12 protein-coding genes are annotated in these 17923 nt (G+C 31.5%); 2 read left to right on the top strand and 10 right to left on the bottom strand.

Annotated elements, in window-relative coordinates; translation table 11 throughout:
• The first annotated feature begins 28 nt into the window (after positions 1 to 28).
• A complete protein-coding gene (locus C1I91_RS03975; RefSeq protein WP_238475918.1) occupies positions 29 to 649 on the top strand; it encodes a cell wall hydrolase in 621 nt (206 codons plus the stop codon).
• 18 nt (positions 650 to 667) lie between these two features.
• Here C1I91_RS03975 and C1I91_RS03970 read toward each other — a convergent pair whose 3' ends face one another.
• From C1I91_RS03970 to ptsP, 8 genes are all read right to left on the bottom strand, one after another.
• On the bottom strand, positions 668 to 1525 hold the full coding sequence (locus C1I91_RS03970; protein WP_128211338.1) for an NAD(P)/FAD-dependent oxidoreductase: 858 nt from the start codon (positions 1523 to 1525) through the stop codon (positions 668 to 670).
• A 20-nt stretch (positions 1526 to 1545) separates the two neighbouring features.
• Positions 1546 to 1866, bottom strand: coding sequence for a thioredoxin (gene trxA, locus C1I91_RS03965; RefSeq protein WP_128211336.1), 321 nt, complete (start codon positions 1864 to 1866; stop codon positions 1546 to 1548).
• Positions 1867 to 1950: 84 nt separating this feature from the next.
• Entirely contained in the window at positions 1951 to 3126 is a 1176-nt protein-coding gene (iadA, locus tag C1I91_RS03960; RefSeq protein ID WP_128211334.1) for a beta-aspartyl-peptidase, read from the bottom strand.
• Positions 3127 to 3141: 15 nt separating this feature from the next.
• Positions 3142 to 4473 (bottom strand): tetratricopeptide repeat protein, encoded by a 1332-nt coding sequence (locus C1I91_RS03955; protein WP_128211333.1) that lies wholly within the window; start codon positions 4471 to 4473, stop codon positions 3142 to 3144.
• A gap of 261 nt (positions 4474 to 4734) precedes the next feature.
• Complete coding sequence (locus C1I91_RS03950) at positions 4735 to 6174, bottom strand: DUF4652 domain-containing protein (RefSeq protein WP_128211332.1); 1440 nt, start codon at positions 6172 to 6174, stop codon at positions 4735 to 4737.
• Positions 6161 to 6745, bottom strand: coding sequence for an RNA polymerase sigma factor (locus C1I91_RS03945; RefSeq protein ID WP_164880429.1), 585 nt, complete (start codon positions 6743 to 6745; stop codon positions 6161 to 6163). Before C1I91_RS03945 ends, C1I91_RS03950 begins: the two co-directional genes overlap by 14 nt.
• 320 nt (positions 6746 to 7065) lie before the next feature.
• Positions 7066 to 8226 carry an MFS transporter gene (locus C1I91_RS03940; RefSeq protein WP_128211330.1) on the bottom strand — a complete coding sequence of 387 codons (1161 nt, stop codon included), beginning with the start codon at positions 8224 to 8226 and terminating at the stop codon, positions 7066 to 7068.
• 432 nt (positions 8227 to 8658) lie between these two features.
• Positions 8659 to 10272: a phosphoenolpyruvate--protein phosphotransferase gene (ptsP, locus tag C1I91_RS03935; protein ID WP_128211329.1), complete on the bottom strand. Its 1614-nt coding sequence runs from the start codon at positions 10270 to 10272 to the stop codon at positions 8659 to 8661.
• Positions 10273 to 10703: 431 nt separating this feature from the next.
• On the opposite strand from ptsP, the gene C1I91_RS03930 reads away from it, so the two are divergent.
• Positions 10704 to 12710 carry a sigma 54-interacting transcriptional regulator gene (locus C1I91_RS03930; RefSeq protein ID WP_128211328.1) on the top strand — a complete coding sequence of 669 codons (2007 nt, stop codon included), beginning with the start codon at positions 10704 to 10706 and terminating at the stop codon, positions 12708 to 12710.
• Between the two features lie 87 nt (positions 12711 to 12797).
• On the opposite strand, the gene C1I91_RS03925 is transcribed toward C1I91_RS03930, so the two are convergent.
• A complete protein-coding gene (locus C1I91_RS03925) occupies positions 12798 to 14243 on the bottom strand; it encodes a DEAD/DEAH box helicase (protein ID WP_128211327.1) in 1446 nt (481 codons plus the stop codon).
• Between the two features lie 208 nt (positions 14244 to 14451).
• Entirely contained in the window at positions 14452 to 17835 is a 3384-nt protein-coding gene (locus C1I91_RS03920) for an ATP-binding protein (protein ID WP_128211326.1), read from the bottom strand.
• Positions 17836 to 17923 lie beyond the last annotated feature (88 nt).

Here is a 17923-nt window from a genome sequence, read left to right as displayed (position 1 = left end):
AGAGGGTAAAAACCAAAGGAGGTTTTTTATGAATAAACTTAAATGCTGTGTTTTCTTCTTATTCATATTTTTAATTTTTGACAGCGTTAATGTATTCGCACAAGAAATAATAAATTATTCTCCTATAAACGAAGGCCCTAAGATAATTACAACCCAGAATATGAGCGAAAATAATATAAAGTTTTATGGAAGAGGAATGACAAATGAATCAAGCGAATTATATCATGAAAAAGAAGCAGTAGTTGAAGTTTTTAACTATCAGAACCGCCATTTATACTTAACGGACAATGACATATATCTAATGTCTCAAGTGGTCTTTGCGGAAAGTCACGGCGAACCCTACGAAGGAAAAGTTGCCGTTGCATCAGTAATACTCAATAGAGTTACAAATCCAAGTTTTCCAAACTCTATTGAGAAAGTCATAAAACAGAAAAATGCATTTTCATGCGTAAAAGATGGTGCAATTCATGTTACTCCAGACGCTGAGTGCCGCTCTGCTGTTATTGATGCAATTAAAGGTAATGATCCCACTAGTGATGCATTATTTTTTTATAACCCTCAAACATCAACATGTAGTTGGATGAAGCAAATTGATAAAAAGAATATGAAAACCATCGGAAAACACGTATTTTTCCAGACGAAAAAATAAGAGATGTTTTAACATCTCTTATTTTTTTGAATCAAGATATGAAACTGCAGTAAGAGCAGCGATTTGGCCTTCACCAGCTGCCTTTATATATTGATAGGGTTTACCAACACAGTCTCCTGCAGCAAAACATCCTTCTATATTAGTCTTCATTAACCTGTCAACTGATATGTGACCTTCCTTAACTTCTAATCCGGGTACTAATTGAGACGGTGAAATACTATCCTTTAGAACAAAAACACCATCTGTAACCAATTCACAGTCTTCTAAGATAACTTTCTCTACCTTAGCTTCTCCAACTATCTCAATAGGTTTCTTATTTATTACTTCTATACCATCTTGTACTTTATACTCACCTTTATACATAGGTATATAGTATACTTTAGAAGCTAATTCATTAACATAGTTAGCTTCTTCTTCAGCGTCCTTATTGTACCCAATTATGGTTACAATTTTGTTTTTATAAAGAGGAGCATCACAAGTGGCACAGTATCCTACTCCTTTGCCTAATAGCTTTTCTTCTCCAGCTAGTGGCTTAGTATATTCTACTCCAGTAGCAAGAATAAGAGCACTGGCTTCATACATCTTGTCATTTACCATTAGAGCGAAGTAATCTCCCATAGCATATACGTTATTTACTTTCTCCTCTGTAATAGTTATATCCATTGATTCTAAATGCTTCTTAAACTCATCTTTTAATTCACTGCCTGTTAAATTATAAAAACCTAGGTAGTTATTTATTTTCGGTGCTTTAGCCAATTTATAGCTTAGTTCCTTTGTTCCAAATAAGATTATATTCTTATTTCTAACCTTAGAATTTATTGCGGCAGAAAGGCCAGCAGCACCTGTACCTATAATTGCAACATCATATCTATCCAATTTTATATCTCCTTTGATGTTTAGGCCTGTAATCCTCTATTTATTAAATCTAACAACTCACTTTTAGGTCTAAATCCAGTGACTTTATTAACCATTTCTCCGTTTTTAAAGAGCATGATTGTCGGTATACTTGCTATCTCATACTTATCTGCTAAGTTTGGATTGTTATCTACATCGACCTTAGCGAAGGTAACATTGCTCATTTCTTCTGAAAGTTGCTCTAATATAGGTGCAACCATCTTACAAGGTCCGCACCAAGTAGCCCAAAAATCAACTAATACTAATTGTTCACTTTCTAAAACAACTTCATTAAAATCATTTTCTTCCACATGCTTAACCATAAAAGACTTCCTCCTAATGATACCCCTAATAGGTATTTATAACTATATTATATATTCTAATTATAAAAAGTCAAACATACACATTTATTTTTCAAAAGTACCCTTTACCAGTATATTTTTATCCTGCATTAAAACCTTACCCTTAGCTATGACCGTATCTACTTCTAGTTTATCTCTATCTAGTAAGACCAAGTCTGCATCTTTACCAGCTTCTACTCTTCCTTTATAAGGAAGTTTCAATATATCTGCCACATTAGAGGTTATTACCTTTATAGCTCTTTCCATTGGCACCTTTTCTTCTATTACTGCATTTCTTACTTCATTGTAAAGAGAAGAAACTAAACACATCCCTACTTCCGTAGTTCGTGTCTCATCGTTGAATAATGGTAAACTGCCGTTACCATCAGAAGAAAAAGTTATATGGTCATCTGGCACACCCTGATCTAATGCTATCTTTAAGCCTTTACTTGGACTAACCTCTCCTGCAGCCATATTTTTAGGATCAAAGCTTGTTGTTAAGTCAATGAAACCGCCTTTTTGTACATATCTTATACCATCCTTAAATAGTTCACCATTTCTGTTCACATGTGTAGGAAGAAGTTGGTGAGGATGTATCTCTGTTTGCTCTATGAGTTTAAAAAGATAATCTAGCTTTCTTGTGCCATCTCCTAGATGGATGTTTACCACTCCAGCTTTTCCAGATAGCAAGCCTCCAACTCTAGCTTCAGCAACTACATTTGCGAACTGATCATAGGTAGGTTGGGAGCTTCTATGATCAGAGATTGCCACCTCTCCTACTCCTATTACCTTATCTAAAAGCATCAAGTCACCCTTAATATTTTGAGTAACCGTCTTTACAGGAATTTGATATGATCCAGTATAACAATAGGTTGTTATACCCTCTTCCTCTAATGCATGTGCCTTAGCTAGTAGTGACACCATATTTCTACATACATCATCTGTTCCCACACAACCAACTAATGTAGTTATTCCAGCTTTAACAATTTCACTAAAAGGAAGTTCAGGTGTTCTGGTTTTAAAGCCGCCTTCTCCACCACCTCCCATTATATGAACGTGGCAATCCATAAATCCTGGTACCAGCACCTTACCATTACCATCTATTACTGCTATATTTACAAAATCTGTAGGGATAGTTATACTATCGTATACACCTTCTATCTTATCACCTACCATGACCACATCTTTAATACCTAAATGCTTAGGGGAATATACATCAACGTTCTTTATAACAGTAATCATATGTTTCCTCCTATTCTACTGCGAATTTAATATAGCTTTTATGGTTGTATTATAATAAATAGATTTACTATAATCCTTTTGTATCTTTTGTGCATATTGCTTAGCTTTGGCCTTGTCAGTATTAGAATTTATCGTTGCAAGCTTATATAAAACCTGATCAGTATAGTTTCCTCCATAGTAATTATTGATATACTGATCATAGTATCCTAGAGCTTTCTCATAATCTCCTAGATTTTCAGTAGTTGTAGCAAGTCTATAAATAACATGCTGATCTAAGTAATTATCCTTTGAGAAGGTAACAGCTTTTTCAAATTCTACTTTAGCTTTGACAAAATCCTTAGAGTTAAAGTACTTGCTTCCTGTATCATAAAAACTTTGTACTCCGCTATTTTTCAGCATATCTTCTCCGCTATTGTAAGTAACTACATCGTTAACTCCAAGCTTTGCTCTATCAAAAGAAGTTATTATCGTATATAATTTATTAAAATCTTTAGCATCTATAGCCGCCTTAACTTCATCCACTGGAAACTTTTTTTCCTCTACTTTGGTATTATTCTGTTGCTTGTCAGTATTATTTTGTTTAGTTGTATTTTGATTATTATTAGTATCGGCGGTATTTTTATTTTTGCTTGTATCTGTAGTATTTTTATTTGTACTTAAATTATTCTTATCAGAAATAGGAATACTACTTTTGTCCTTTTGTTGCTTTGAAGCCAAATAATTTGTTGTCACCTTTGATACATATCTCGTAACAGGCTTATAGAATAAATATGATACAAGACTTACAACGCATATTACTGCTATTCCTATAACTAATTTATAATTTATTTCTGGTTTATGTTCTTCAGAAAACTCTTTTATAACCTTAAGATTATCTAAGGCTACCTTATTATTCTTATCTATTCCTCTAACTATATCTACACAAGACTTAGCATTTTCATATTCCCCTCTTTTTATAAAGCAAAAAGCTATGGCATTATTTACATTAAGTTTATTAAAATCACTTTCGCTACAAATTTTTAATTTCTTTTCAGCTTCATTTATATACATGCCTTTTATATCCTTCAAGGCATCTTCATATAATATAGCTCTACTCCAGTCTTTTTCAATATCTTTTAGATAACTCTTAGATATACTATCATTATTAAAATCTTTATTTATCTTCCAAGTTGACTCCGCAGCCTTTAAATCACCTTTAATATATAGAAGCAGCCCTTTTAGATTTAGCGCAGAGGTGTTTTTAAGGTTCTCAGAAATAAGAACCTCACATATTGCAAGTGCCTTATCGATCTCTCCATTTTGAAATAAATGTATAGCTTTATCGTATCGTTTTTTCCAATCCTTCATAGATTTCCTTCCCTATGCATATAATAAATTCTTATATACTATATTCATCTAATATTTGTATTTTTATATCTTTTTATTTTCATTTTATAGGTTTAATATAAACTTAATTATATCATCAAAGATTTAAGTAATGAAATATATTCCATCACTCACACTAATAGTTGTTTCGAACTAAATCACTTTATCTTTAGTTATTTTGTGTATATTGCAGAAAAAAATCACTAATGACGGGTTTTCATTAGTGATTTTTTTGAACTTACTCTAATTTTTTATATCAGCGTAGCCTTGAGGTAATGTGAACACATAGTATATCTTCCAATGGTCCTCTGGCTTCTCCTTGCCTAAAATTATCTTTTGATATAGATGCTGATTTTTATCATCGCTTTCAAACTCCACCCCATAAACCTTGACACTATCTAATCCAGATTTCTTAAGATATTTATCATACTCTTCATCCTCTATGTTTATAAGAAAGCTTACATGAGTTTTTCCTCTAACTAGACTATCTTTTGAATTTTTTAAGTCATCAAATTTAACCCTATCGCTCAATATATTATCTTTATTTATATTTCCTTCACTATTAATAAGTGAATTGTAATCTCTTATAATCTTGCTATCTTCATTTTTCTGACTAGAATCTAGCATTTTTTTATTGTCTTGAATTTTAACCCCTAAAGTTTTGTTACTAACAGTATATGACTTAAAATGATAATCTGTATAATGAATTATAGATAATTCTAATTTTTCATTGCTATATTTAACACTATTTATTTGTTCAGAAGGAACATTAACCCCATATACTAAAACACTTATTCCAGTTTTCATGTTTAGAGCATATAAATTACCACCTTTAATCTCATCACTATAACCTGCACCTACAATAAAGAGAAGAATATCATCAGCAACCCACTCAACATATTTAGGAGAATCCGTAAAACCATCATCGACTATGGATGTATTGTAGTATTTTGTTGTTTTATTCATATTATCATTAATAGCAATGGCTCCATCTCCTAATTCTCGACCATCACTACCTCTACCAATTATATAAGCTGAATATCTTTTACTAGGGGAAACTTTTTCTTTCGACTTACCATAATGCAATAGTTTATTAACAGCTTCTTGATCCAATATTTTAAAATTAACTTCCTTATATCTGCTGTCTTCACTAAATAGCTGATCATTAATGTGATCTATACTAAGATTTATATTGTCTGCGTAGGATATATCTTTGCTAGAGTTTATTTTACTTGAATCTTCAACTGCAATACTATTCAAACCTTTTCCTTTATTATTAATATCTTTATCATTAGAAACCGACTTACCAATTTGATTTTCGGCCCTTAATCCCACTATATAATTCCTCATAAAGGGTATCATTATAAGAATTAATAAAAAAGATGCCGCCATTACATAGAGTTTTTTATTCTTTATAAAATGATACTTCACGTTACTTTTATAACCCTTTTTATATTTATCTTTATCTATAGAATTAATAATCTCATTTTTTGAGCTTTTAAAATCTATTTTTTCAAAACTTAATGCTTTAGATAGTAGTTCTTCTATCTCTTTTTCTTCTTCATATATTTTTCTACACTGTACACACTGATTTATATGTTTATCCATAGAAGCTTTTATGTCCTTTTGTAGTTGGCCTTCTAAATACAAATCTAATTTCTTCTTAAAACTATAACAATTCATTAGATATACCTCCCTGCTCAAAGGTTTTACAATAGTTTATAGACTTTTTAAATTTTTCTCTAAGTCTATAATATTTTCTCTTAACGGTGGATTCACTAATTGATAGAATCTGCGAGATATCAAAAAAAGTTCTTTCTCCGCTATACCTTAGCAATATAATCTGTCGATCTAACTCTTCTAAGGATTCTATAAAGGTTTCTACTTCCTTTTTTAAATCACTATACTCAAGCTGCTCCTCAGGTGAAGCTTCGCTTGAACTTAAATTGTTAGCTTCTTCTATATTGGATTCATATATCTTTTTATACTTCCTCATAAAATCAATAGCTTTGTTCTTACTTATTTGAAGCAACCAGTTAGAAAATTTATACCTCTTATCATATAAGTAAAGCTTATTATATGCAGTAATAAAAGTTTCCTGTGCAATATCTTCTGATGCCTCCTTATCTTTGGTTATAGAATATACAAACCTTAGTACGATTAGCTCATATTTATTAACTAAAGCATTAAAGCTATCTATATCCCCTCTAAGTACATTAGTAACTAGCTCTATATCCTCATTCAAAATACTCACCCCGGTTAAAGTAATTATAAGATTAGGTAAAAAGCAATGATACTTATATAAGTAATGCATTTCAACCTATATACGGATACCATATCCATTTAGTTCGCTGTGAAAAATAAAAATTTCGCTGAAGCACTTTCTTCAGTGTATTTACTAAGTTTAGCTATCAATAATTTTTATATTCTCCTAGACAGTAAAAAAGAGAGTTATATAAAAATTCTATTTCTTCATGATTAAACCTCTTAAGCTTTTAACATATCAGTTAGCTTTTAGGATTATCATAAAAAAGTTAGAACTTAAAACATACTCTCTAAACTGTAGACTTATTTCTAAGCAGTATATCTATATTTTATTTTTTCATCTTTATCATATAACTTCGCATAAATCAGTATAAATATCAATACTACAATCGAAGCTACTGCTGCACTAAAAGGTATTACCTTAAGTGTAAATTTATTTATAAGCATTCCAGCAATGATAGAGAACCCTCCACCTAGTACAGAACTAACAGCTCCTATTACACTATAGGCTGTATTCTGTTGCTCTAAAGGAACTGCTTCACTGGTCATATACTTACTTACAATTTCAAAAATAGCATATGTTATTACCTGTGTAAAAGATAATAAAAGTAGATGGATATACGAGGTTGCAAAATACATGAATATAAACCTTATAGTATAAGCTGTCATAGCAAATATAAGCAGCGAACTTTTCCTCCTATTTCTCATAAGCTTCTGCGCTCCAAAGTACACTGGTGCCTCTACAAGTGCAGCTATAAAGGCTGATAAGCCTACATGTGCAGTGGTTCCACCTAAATCTAACATAAGAAGAGAACTAAAGGAAATTATATTCATTACTAGAGCGTAAACTGAGGAAATAATCATTATCAATATAAACTCTTTATTTTTAAGAAGTATAAAGGGACTCACCTTTTTACTGCTTTTCTCTATTTTAATGTCCTTTATACTTCTAGTCCTCATAAGAGTTATCAACATAAAAAACGCATAAAAGAAAAACATGTTGTTAAGCCCTATAACCTCAAATATCTTTCCAGCTATTAAAGATGTAAATGCAAATCCTAAAGCAGCAAAAGCTCTTATTCCTCCAAACTGCCTTCTGGTTTCTTCTGAACTATTAATAGCCCAAGTTGTCATAAGCATAACTACTGGTGCCTGTATAAAAGCTAGAATTGCTATTGCAATAATTAATAAATTTCCGCCTAAATAACTTACAATCATCGATATTCCTAACAAGATAATAAGCATAGGAATCATAAACTTCTTTATAGTTCCTTTAAGATCACAAAGATATCCTAATATAAGCTGCCCGCCTGTCCCCGCTATGATATTAATTGCATTGACTATTCCTACCTGCACATTATCTAGCCCCTTGGATTTCAAGTATACTAAGATAAACAAGTTATATATACAGCTCCAAATATTTATCCAAACTTGAACTTCTTTAAACTTCACAACCTCACTTCTTGCCATTGCACCATATCCTCCCCTCAATGTTTAATCCTCTTTTATAACCAACTATTGTCCGTACAAATCTCTTACTATACTACTATCCTATTATACAAATGTAAATCAATTTTCATTGAAAGAAAATTATTCAGAGAAGTATCAAATTTGAGTCCTTCTAATTTATTAAATATACTAAAATTTATTACAGTTAATTACATATATATTCTATATATACAGGTCTGTAAACAGTAAAAAATAAAGCTTCTGCATTACGCAAAAGCTTTATTTTAAGTATTTGTATTTAGGGATAAGGGTTATTTTCTATAAAACTCATCAAGCTTAATTTTCATATCCTTTTTATAGGGTTTAAAAAGGACACTATATAAAAGTCTTAGGGTTAACTATTATCTTATAAGCTTGATGTGTATTTGAATTAACATTTAGGGTTTTTAATTATTATTGTTCCATTATTATTTTCTTAGCATTTAGTATTGAACTTGCACTCATTGAGAATTCATCTAAACCGTATTCTACAAGTGTTGGTATAGCTGTTTCATCGCCAGCCATTTCTCCACACATACCAACCCATTTTCCGTGTTTATGAGCACCTTCTATTGTCATCTTTATAAGTCTTAACACTGATGGATGCATTGGATTGTAAAGATATGATACCTTTTCACTCATTCTGTCTGCAGCCAATGTGTATTGGATTAAGTCATTTGTTCCTATTGAGAAGAAATCTACATACTTAGCTAGCTCATCTGCAAAAACTGCAGCTGCAGGTATCTCAACCATGATACCCCATTGAGTTGTCTCTGAGTATTCTTTTCCTTCTGCTTTTAATTCTGCCTTACATTCATCAACTACTTCTTTAGCTTGAAGGAATTCTTCTAAGCCAGATATCATCGGGAACATTACACATAAGTTTCCATATATTGAAGCTCTTAATAATGCTCTTAACTGAACCTTAAATATCTCTTTTCTATCTAAACAAAGTCTTATAGCTCTATAACCTAAGAATGGGTTCATTTCTTCAGGTAGTGGAAGATATGGAAGTGTTTTATCTCCTCCGATATCTAGAGTTCTTATAACGACTTGCTTTCCTTCCATCTTTTCAAGAACATACTTATAGCTTTCGAATTGTTCTTCTTCAGTTGGAGCACTATCTCTATCCATGTATAAGAATTCAGTTCTGAATAGACCTACACCATCTCCACCATTAGCTAAAACTTGATGTACATCTTCAGGCTTACCTATGTTACCACAAACTTCTACTCTCTTGCCTGACTTAGTAGTTGTCTTAACAGATATAAGTTTCTTTAACTCTTCTTGTTCTGCTATAAACTTCTCTCTCTTAGTCTTATATTCTTCTATTACAGATGCTTCTGGATTAACTATTATAGTTCCTTCAATACCGTCAACTATAACTATATCTCCATTTTTTACTGATGTAGTTATATCTTTTAATCCTACAACAGCAGGAATCTCAAGGGTTCTTGCCATAATTGCAGAGTGTGATGTTCTACCACCTATGTTAGTTAAGAAAGCAACAACCTTACTTCTATCAAGTTGAGCTGTATCTGATGGAGTTAAATCATGAGCTACAACTATAGTATTTTCTTCTGTTATTTCAAAACTATCAACCTTACCAGCAACATTAGCTATTATTCTCTTTGAAACGTCCTTTATATCAGCCGCTCTTTCTCTCATGTAAGCATCTTCCATTGATTCGAAGATCATAACAAATGTATTAGTTACATCAGCAACAGCCTTCATAGCATTTGAGCTATTGTTTTCTATTTCAAGCTCCATAGCTCCTGTAAACTCTGGGTCATCCAAAAGTGTTATATGAGCTTCAAAAACAGCAGCTTTTTCTTCTCCCATTGATTCAGCAGCTTTTGCTTTTATCTTTTCTAATTGTTCCTTAGCTGAAACTAATGCTCTTTGAAGTAATTCCTTTTCTGCTTGTATATCGCTTATCTTTACGTCATTTATCACGATTTCTTCATGCTCTTGTATAAATACTTTACCTATTGCATAACCCTTTGATGCTGCAATACCTTTTTTCATTATGTTATTCCTCCTTATAAATAAAACAATAAACTATTATTTATATTTCTAGATAAATTAATCTCAAACAATAAACATTTCAATTGTTCATTTTCAACCTCTAATATTTAAAGCAATTATCGTGCCAACTTATTTAAATCGACATATCTTTAACATTTTTCTCAAATTAAAACCATAAAATGCAAAAAAAATTGTAATAACTCTCTTTAAAAGAAGAATTTTTCTTCAATATGTATTGTAACTAATAATTATTTTTCTTATTCTCTTCAAAAAAATTATTGATTCCTGATACTTTTTATCAACCTACTTTGCTATCTACTAATATATTCTATTACAAAGCCTTGATTTATATGATATAATCAAGGTTATTACTTTTTATCAACTAAATTTATAGGTTGATAAATTTTATCAAGTTTCAAGGAGGATGATTTATGTACTCAAAAGAAATCTTTATAAAAGACCCAAATGGGTTACATACCCGTTTTGCAGCAATGATAGTGAATAAAGCATCACAAATAAAGTCAAAATTTAATATTAATCTATATATAAAGAAAAGCGAGTATACTGATTGGCTTGGTATAAGCATGCTTGCGTTATTATCCTTAAGAGTCCATTCCAATGAAACAATACTAATTGGATGCAAAGAGGAAACCTTAAGCGGAATAAATGCAGTACAAGAATTGCTTAATTATATAGAAACCCATATAAATCAAGGCTCAACCTTAATGAATTCTATAGATGCTTTTATAGAAGAAAGTAAGATAGCTAATGATCAAATACTAGAAAATGTTCCTATTGGAATTATCGTTATAGATTTAAACTATAATATAATAAGTATAAATGATTATGCCTTAAATATAATCGATCACAAATACGAAGAAGTTATAGGAAAAAATGTAAATAACATAATTCCTACAAGCGAGCTGCCTCAAATAATAGAGAGAAAGATAAAGCAATTCGGTCAGATACAACACATAAACAATAAGATTACAATGGTAAATCGAAGCCCTATATTTACTAATGATACTGTGATAGGCGCAGTGGGAGTTTTTCAAGATGTCTCAGATCTTGTTGGAATGAAAGAGTTAAATGAAAAATTCAGCAAGATATTGGAAGCCTCTCATGATATGATCTGTTTTGTTGATGAGTACGGTAAGGTAAGCTATATAAATCCAGCCTATAAGGAACATCTTCCTGAGGCATCTCAAAATGTTATAGGAAAAGATATCTTCACCTTGTCTCCAAACGGATATAGAGTAAAAGCCTTTACTGAAAGAAAGAAAGTAGAAAACGTAATTCATAATAAAGAAAATGTTGAGATAATAACAACTCTAGATCCTATTTTTATAGATGGAGAGTTTAAGGGGATTATATCTACTTCTAAGCCAATAAATGAAATTAAAGAACTAATGGGTAAGTTAAAACGCTCTGAAGATGAATTAAACTACTATAAAGAGGAGTTAAATAAGCACGCCTCTTTACAATCCTCTTTTAAAGATATAATAGGTTCCTCTGGTACTTTAAAAGATATACTCCATATATGCGAGATGGCTTCTAAAAGCACTTCTACAGTGTTAATAAGAGGAGAAAGTGGTACAGGAAAGGAGCTTATTGCAAAAGCTATACATAATAATAGCGACAGAAAAGATAAACCCTTTGTTCGAGTTAACTGTGCTGCAATACCAGAAAATTTACTAGAAAGCGAACTTTTTGGCTATGAGAAAGGCGCCTTTACAGGTGCTGTAAAAAGTAAACCTGGTAAATTTGCAATAGCTGATGAAGGTACCATATTCTTAGATGAAATAGGAGATATGCCTATTTCTATGCAGGTTAAGCTATTAAGAGTTCTTCAAGAAAGAGAAATTGAAAGCTTAGGAGGACTTAGGCCCCAAAAAATAGATGTTAGAGTAATAGCAGCTACCAATAGAAATCTTGAAGAAATGATAAAAGATAATGGGTTTAGAGAAGACTTATACTACAGACTCAATGTTCTTCCTATCAATCTTCCTCCATTGAAAGAAAGGAAAGAAGACATAGGGCTTTTAGTTGAACACTTTATAACCAAACTAAATGAAAAACTAAATAAGAATATTAAAGGTATAAGTAAGGAGTGCATACTTCTGCTTCAGGATTACTCCTGGCCTGGAAACATAAGAGAATTAGAAAATATAATTGAGCGAGCTATGAATTTATGTACAGATGAGTACATTAGAGAAGTCGATCTTCCGTCCTTTTTAAAGAAGTCTACTACTAATACCAAGAGCGTTATAAATCTAGATAGTGATGAGATCTTGCCTTTTGAAGAATATGAAAAACAAATCATAAGAGCTGCTATGGAGAAATACAAGAGTTTCAATAAGGCCGGGAAAGCATTAGGACTAACCCATAGAACGGTCTCATTAAAGTGCCAAAAGTACAATATAGTAGTTAATGACTAATAGTAGTAAAAAACCATGCATAGATATTAATCTTTATCTATGCATGGTTTTTTTACTTTATGAAACCTTAAACTATCCTCATCTATGCTATTTTTTTGCTCTTTGAGCCTTAACAGCCTTACCTTTTATGTTCGATGTATTTAACCCTTCTAATACTGTATTCCCTTTTCCGTTAAGTATATCTATATAAGAGAATCCATCTTGAATGTCTATAATTCCTATATCATCACTGCTAATTCCCTCTATATTAAGAATAGCTCCAACTATATCTCCAGGTCTTATCTTCTTCTTCTTTCCTGCATTTATATATATCTTATATATTTGTTTATTTAGCTCACTGCTTTTATCCTTTTTTAATACTGGCTTAGAATTAAGCTTTTCTAAAAAAGCTTTTTTCATATTGAAAACTAAGTCTTTGCTAGGCATCTCTTCCTTAGAAATACTAAATCCTAGATACTCTTCAATCTGTAGCAAGAATCTATTATCAAAGCTATTCACAAAGGTTATTGCCTTACCTTGCTTGCCAGCACGGCCAGTCCTTCCTATTCGATGCACATAACTTTCCTTTTCCATTGGTATATCATAGTTTATTATATGAGTTACATCTTGGACATCTATACCTCTAGCTGCCACATCAGTAGCCACTAAAAGTCTAAAATACCCTCTTTTAAAACTATTAATAACCTCTAATCTTTCTGCTTGCATCATGCCTCCATGAAGTTTACTGCACGGAAATCCTTGAGCTTTAAGCTTTTCACTGACTTCATCAACATTTTCTTTGGTACTACAGAATATTATTGAACTATCTACATTTTCTGTTATCAATATATCTTTTAATAAATTAAACTTATAGTCATATCCTACTTTGTAGCAAACATGTTTGATTCTCTCTGTAGTTATTCTTTCAGGATTAATTTCAATCTTTATAGGATCCTTCATATACTTTCTACACAACACATCTATCTGTTCAGATATAGTTGCTGAAAAAAGCATAGTAACTCTGTCCTTAGGAAGCTTTTTCATAACTTGCTCCACCTGATCTATAAATCCCATATTTAGCATTTCATCGGCTTCATCTATAATAAAATATTTTACTTTATCTAATACGATCGTCCCTCTATCTATATGATCCAAGGTTCTTCCTGGAGTTCCAACTACTACATGTGTCCTCTGCTTGAGATCCCTTGCTTGATCACTAAAGGGCTGCTTTCCAAATACTGCAACAGCCTTAACCTTTTTTAGTCTTCCTATGTTTGATATTTCTTCTTTTACCTGAACGCAGAGTTCTCTAGTGGGAGTCAATATTAAAGCTTGCGGACTCCTCTCCTCTATATCAACTGTCTCGCATAAAGGAATCCCAAAGGAAGCAGTCTTTCCACTTCCAGTTTGAGCCTTTACTATTATATCACTATTCTCTAGCGCCTTAGGTATTACCTGCTGCTGAACCTTAGAAGGATTTCTGTACCCCAACTTGTGTAACGCCTCTACTAGTTCTCCACTAATTCCTAATTCTTCAAAACTAAAATTACTCATATATTTTAACCTCATTATTTCTTATTTATAAAGATGTATCATATTAATATTAGCTATATATCGTTGCTAATAACTTACAATCAGCATAACTATAATAACATTAAAACAATACAACCTAAAACTTTATATTATAATATCTCCAACTTAGGTATTATAGATACCAGTGTTTTTTTGCAAATATTATGCTAACCTTTAGTTACAAATTTAATTATAAATATATATCAGAAAACTCAATAGATAAGCTCTTATCATATTTTAACTTTGAGTCTTCTCTAATCTGCTTATAAGCAATAGAGTTTTCATCAACCTCTAATACTTTTGCTGGCATAACTATTATAAATTCACTTCCAACATTTACTTCACTTACAACTCTTATGTTGCCACCATGCATTTCAACCAAAGACTTCACTAGAGAAAGGCCTATTCCACTACCTTCATTCTGCCTAGTGATAGATTTATCGACTTGGGCAAAACGTTCAAATATATATTCTGTCATTTCTTTTGGAATCCCTATACCTGTGTCTTTTATAGAAATCTCTATACAATCATCTTTGTCATATATATTCACAAATATACTTCCATTTTCTCTAGTAAACTTAACTGCATTTGAAAGAAGATTCAAGATTATTCTCTCAATCTTTTCTTCATCAAAAGCCATTATTTTTTCTTCAACATCTGTATCAAATATTATGCTTATATTCTTAGTGTTTACATATTCGGTTACAGACTGGCATATATCCTCTATTACATAAACTATATTATCATTTTTAAGCTGCAGATTTAAATAACCTCCATCTATCTTAGTACTGTCGATAAGATTGTTTATAAGCCTTAGAAGCCTTAAGGAATTTTGATTCATTATACTAAGATAATACTTTATCTTTTCATCTCCTAAGGTTTTATCTTTATCTAAGGAATTTAATAGCTGTATTGTGCTAGAAATAACGTTTAATGGTGTCTTTAGCTCATGAGATATATTGGTAAAGAACTCGGTCTTGATTTTATCATACTCCATAAGAGCTTCTACCTTCTTACTCTGCTCCTCATTCTGCTCATTTAGCGACTCAACTTCTTTGTTAGCAGCCAGTACTTGATCAGAAAGATTTACTGTTTCCTTAACCTTACTCTTGAGCATTAATAGTGTTGTTATTCTAGCAAGTAGCTCATTCTTGTCAAAAGGCTTGGTCAGATAATCGTTAGCTCCACACTGGAAGGAAGTAATTATGCTCTCTATTCTTCTATCAGCAGTCATTATAAGTATAGGAAGTTCAAAGATATTTTTCTTCTTTCTTATCCTTTCACAAACTTCGTACCCCAACAAATCTGGCATCATCATATCTAGAATTACAAGATCTATATCTTCATTTTCTTCAATTACTTGCAACGCTTCTTTTCCTGTAGACGCAATAAGAATAGAAGAAGGAATTTCAGTCAAGTAATTTTCTAATACCTTTAAATTCACATATTCATCATCGACTATTAAAATCTTATATGAATATACTCTAGAGACTGAGTCTTTATTATTAAGCTCACCTATTTCACTCTGATCTGAAGATTGTTTTTCGTTATTCAATTCATTTTTAATTATATTTTCATCACAACCTTCAGTAAGGCAGATTTCTTCTTCATCGATAATATATTCAATTAATTGTTCTTCCGAGCATAAAGGAATAGTGAAGGTAAACTTACTGCCACTTCCATAGTTAGACTCAACTTCTATTCTCCCACCATGTAACTCAACAAGTTTCTTGGTTATATACAAACCTATTCCAGTACCTCCATAGTTTAAAGATACCCCATCAACTTGTTTATATATTTCAAATATATCATTAATCTTATCACTGGGTATACCTATCCCTTGATCCTCCACAGAAATACTTATATATCCTTTTTCAACTTTATAAGCTATTACTATATTACCTTTGTGAGTAAACTTAATACTATTGGACAGCAAATTATACAATACCTGTTGAATACGATCCTCGTCTGCCAGTATATACGGAACAGAGTTATCAACTAAATTTATTATATTTATATCTTTACTTTTTACTGATATCTCTAAGAATCTTATAACCATGTCCACTATCCTGCTAATGTTAATTGGCTTGATACAAAGCCCAATATTATCGTTCTTCAGTCTAGAAAACACCATCATATCATCCACTAAATTGGATAATCTCTTGGCACTTAAATTTATCAGTTTTATATTTTCATCATCATCATGGCTCAACGCATTATTATTTATCAAACTTTGAGATAGCCCAATTATCCCATTAAGTGGAGTCTTAAGTTCATGTGAAGTAACAGCCAAAAAGTCATCTCTTAATTTATTTATAGACTTAAGCTTTTCACTAGCTACCTCCAAGCTGTTGAAGGCTTCAGACTGTCTTCCAGCTAACACATAGTAATTAGCTATTATAAAAATAAGAGTTCCTATAGGAGCTAAAGAGGTAGTTATTATTATACTGTATTCATATAATATATCATTTACTCTTGATATAAATAACGCAAACAAACCTACTAAGGCTATGTAATCAGCTTTTCCACTTATCATATACATACTATATATTTTGTACATCATATATAATAGCATCACTAATGCAAAACCTTCGAATGGAAGTATATATTCTAAGTAATATTTAATAGGACTCAAAACAACTATGAGCGTATATAGAATTCCAGATCCTACAGCTATCCTTACTAAATTTCTATTGAGTATCTCTCCATAACACTTATTTATGAATAGTATTATAAAAGGAATATAAATATAAAAAGTAAGAACCATCACTTTTACCGACACTTGATAATTAAAGTTTGGAAACACCATTATGAAAAAACGTTCTCCTATGAACATGGTTCTAAGAGCAACCAATAAGCAAACAAGAGAAAAGTACAGTGGTGCCTTATCCTTAGTTCTTCTGGCAAAAACTCCCAAATTATATAAAGCTGCTATAAAGGTACTTCCTAAAATGAACAAATCAAAAGCTAGTTTTTTGTCTCTATAGCTGCTTACTTTATCCTGATCTCCCATAACTATATTATCTATAAACCCAAGCTTACTATAATAATTACTTACTTGAAGCGTTATGTAAAATTCACCGTTGCCAGAACTTAGGGTTCCAACCTTAGGTAAAAGCTGTGGGATCATGCTCTGCTTACTATCTCCCACAGTTCCATTTGACATCACTAGATTGTTATTAACCCAAAGCTTGTATGCACTTTGTATGTAATCAATCTTAAGAGAATAAAGTTCCTCTGGTCTATCTGCTAAAACCTTTAATCTATATGTTCCATATCCTTGAGTAGCAAATATACCTGGTATATAAGAATATTGCTTATTATCAAGTGCTACCTTACCAAATTCTTGTGGTTCAATCAATCTTCCACTATAGAATTCCCACTGCCCACTTAGATTTAGCAATCCATCTTTTTGAAAGTTCCAATTTCTCAGATCAATTACACCTAACTTTGCCTGTGGTAAACTACTACTCTTGCCTATGTTTATACTATTCATAATTAAGGAACCGAATAATAATATTATTATAAAGAGCATAATTGACACTCTTAACTTTGGAGATTTAAAACACTTCATTTTTAACCCCTCTATGTATATTTTATTAAACCAAATATATAGTTATCGATTAGTTTTTAAGTTTATATAGTTCTAATTGATTTTACCA

Origin of the sequence: Clostridium manihotivorum, from assembly GCF_004015185.1 — a bacterium.
GTDB lineage: Bacteria > Bacillota > Clostridia > Clostridiales > Clostridiaceae > Clostridium_AR > Clostridium_AR manihotivorum.
This window is presented reverse-complemented; position numbering and strand designations above follow the sequence as displayed.

What these genes read in the sequence shown, in the direction of transcription:
- iadA (WP_128211334.1), bottom strand. Translation starts at nt 3,126, where the DNA reads ATGATTACTGTTATAAAGAACGTTGATGTATATTCCCCTAAGCATTTA.
- C1I91_RS03950 (WP_128211332.1), bottom strand. Translation starts at nt 6,174, where the DNA reads ATGAATTGTTATAGTTTTAAGAAGAAATTAGATTTGTATTTAGAAGGC.
- ptsP (WP_128211329.1), bottom strand. Translation starts at nt 10,272, where the DNA reads ATGAAAAAAGGTATTGCAGCATCAAAGGGTTATGCAATAGGTAAAGTA.
- C1I91_RS03920 (WP_128211326.1), bottom strand. Translation starts at nt 17,835, where the DNA reads ATGAAGTGTTTTAAATCTCCAAAGTTAAGAGTGTCAATTATGCTCTTT.
- trxA (WP_128211336.1), bottom strand. Translation starts at nt 1,866, where the DNA reads ATGGTTAAGCATGTGGAAGAAAATGATTTTAATGAAGTTGTTTTAGAA.
- C1I91_RS03925 (WP_128211327.1), bottom strand. Translation starts at nt 14,243, where the DNA reads ATGAGTAATTTTAGTTTTGAAGAATTAGGAATTAGTGGAGAACTAGTA.
- C1I91_RS03975 (WP_238475918.1), top strand. Translation starts at nt 29, where the DNA reads ATGAATAAACTTAAATGCTGTGTTTTCTTCTTATTCATATTTTTAATT.
- C1I91_RS03940 (WP_128211330.1), bottom strand. Translation starts at nt 8,226, where the DNA reads ATGGCAAGAAGTGAGGTTGTGAAGTTTAAAGAAGTTCAAGTTTGGATA.
- C1I91_RS03955 (WP_128211333.1), bottom strand. Translation starts at nt 4,473, where the DNA reads ATGAAGGATTGGAAAAAACGATACGATAAAGCTATACATTTATTTCAA.
- C1I91_RS03930 (WP_128211328.1), top strand. Translation starts at nt 10,704, where the DNA reads ATGTACTCAAAAGAAATCTTTATAAAAGACCCAAATGGGTTACATACC.